The 2,133-nt window shown below is 74.8% G+C and carries 3 protein-coding genes; 1 reads left to right on the forward strand and 2 read right to left on the reverse strand.

The window, feature by feature from the left end; translation table 11 throughout:
* A partial coding sequence (locus tag AC1D1T_RS32060; RefSeq protein ID WP_477993397.1) for a L,D-transpeptidase occupies nt 1-693 on the forward strand: 693 nt, incomplete at its 5' end.
* 19 nt (nt 694-712) lie between these two features.
* Here the strand turns inward: AC1D1T_RS32060 and AC1D1T_RS32065 are convergent.
* The gene (locus tag AC1D1T_RS32065; protein ID WP_477827778.1) at nt 713-1,696 is read right to left on the reverse strand and encodes a zinc-dependent alcohol dehydrogenase family protein; all 984 of its coding nucleotides are present in this window, start codon (nt 1,694-1,696) and stop codon (nt 713-715) included.
* A gap of 114 nt (nt 1,697-1,810) precedes the next feature.
* Nucleotides 1,811-2,133: exopolysaccharide biosynthesis protein (locus AC1D1T_RS32070; RefSeq protein WP_477993398.1), on the reverse strand; the 323-nt coding region annotated here is incomplete at its 5' end.

Genomic DNA, 2,133 nt, shown 5'->3' on the forward strand with positions numbered 1-2,133 from the left:
GAGCAGGTGAGCCCGCGGCTCGAGTTGCCCGAGCCGGCGGCCGCCGGCTACGCGGCGCTGCTCGCCGGGGCGTGGCAGGCCGCTGCGATCGACCCGGGGCCGGCGACGCAGTTCGTGCTGCTGGTCGATCGCCATCCGCAGGTGCAGGCGCTGGTGCTGTTCTGGGGCTCGCCCGAGGACGGCTGGCGGGTGGTCGGCGCGGCGCCGGTGTCGACCGGGCTGCCGGGGCGCTACGAGCATTTCACGACGCCGCCCGGCGTGTTCGCGCATTCGCTGCAGAACCCGGATTTCCGCGCCGAGGGGACGCGCAACGAGCTCGGCATCCGCGGCTACGGCCGCAAGGGCGCGCGGGTGTTCGACTTCGGCTGGGTCGCGGCGCCCAAGGGCTGGGGCGACCACGCGATGAGCGTGATGCGCCTGCAGGTGCATGCGACCGACCCGGACCTGCTCGAGCGTCGCCTCGGCTCGGCGCAGTCGAAGGGCTGCATCCGCATCCCGGAACGCCTGGACGAGTTCCTCGACCGCTACGGCGTGCTCGATGCCGACTATGACGCTGCGCTCGCGCAGGGGCATTCKCTGTGGATGCTGCGCGCCGACCGGCTGCCGAGCCCGTGGGCCGGGCGCTGGCTGGTGGTGGTCGAGTCGACGGTGGATGCGCGGCCGGCCTGGTCGCCGGCGCCCGCCATGCGCTGATMCGGCGCCGCGCCGCGCGCTACGGCATCACGACCGCTGCCCCCAGTACGCGCCCGGCACGCAGGTCGGCCAGCGCGACGTTGGCGCGGTCCAGCGGGTAGGGTGTGGCGTGCACGTCGAGCGGATGGCGGCGCGCGAATGCGAAGAACTCGGCAGCGTCGGCGCGCGTGAGGTTCGCCACCGACATCAGCTGCCGCTCGTGCCACAGCAACTCGTACGGAAACGACGGGATGTCGCTCATGTGGATGCCGCCGCAGACCACGCGGCCGCCGGGGCGCACCGCGCGCAGCGCGAGCGGCACCAACTCGCCGGCCGGTGCGAACAGGATGGCGGCATCGAGCGCGTGCGGCGGCGCCTCGGTGCTCGCGCCGGCCCACACTGCGCCGAGGCGGCGCGCGAAGTCCTGCGCGGCGATGTCGCCCGGCCGCGTGAACGCGTGGACCTGGCGGTCCTGCTGCAGCGCGACCTGCGCGACCAGGTGGGCCGCGGCCCCGAAGCCGTACAGGCCGAGGTGGCGGGCATCGCCGGCCAGGCGCAGGCTGCGCCAGCCGATCAGCCCGGCGCACAGCAGCGGCGCCACCAGCAGCGGCGGCTGGTCCAGGTTCAGCTCGATGCAGAAATCGGCTTCGGCGACGGTGTGCGTCGCGAAGCCGCCGTCGCGGCCGTGGCCGGTGAAGACCGGCGCCTCGCACAGGTTCTCGCTGCCGCGCGCGCAGGCCGCGCAGTGCCCGCAGGTGTGGCCGAGCCACGGCACGCCGACGCGCATGCCGGTGCGCAGCCGCGTGACCCCGGGGCCGAGCCGCTCGACGATGCCGACGATCTCGTGCCCCGGCACCAGCGGCAGGCGCGGCAGCGGCAGTTCGCCGTCGACCACGTGCAGGTCGGTGCGGCACACCGCGCAGGCCTCGACGCGCAGCAGCACCTCTGCGGAGCCGGGCACCGGCAGCGGCCGCTCCTCCAGGTGCAGCGGCTCGCCCGGCTGCCGCAGCACCATCGCACGCATTGGTTCATCGGCCATCACGGCTCCTTCAATCGAGGGGGTGGGTCAGCAGCCACAGCAGCACGGCGGCGGCGACGATGCCGAGCACGAGCAGGATGGCGATGACGATCAGGCCGGTCATGGCAGTGCGGAATGCGGCAGCGCCGCCAGCCCCGCCCAGATCACGGCGACCGCGATCGCGAGCGAGGCGACGCCCGCCGCGGCGCCGGCCAGCAGCCACGCACCGTCGTGCCGCAGCACGCCCAGCATCATCACGCTGATCGCGAAGGCCGGCGCCATGTTGCCCAGCGGCACCGGCAGTGCGAGCACCGCGCCGAGCACGAAACACAGCAGCCCCGCGAGCCGCACCGGCAGCGCTGCCGACAGCGCCGGCCAGCGCGGGCGCAGCAGCGGCTCGACGCGCGCGAGCCACGGCAGCAGGCGACGGGTGAGGGCGGCGA

The organism is Rhizobacter sp. P2_H3 (genome assembly GCF_056403355.1).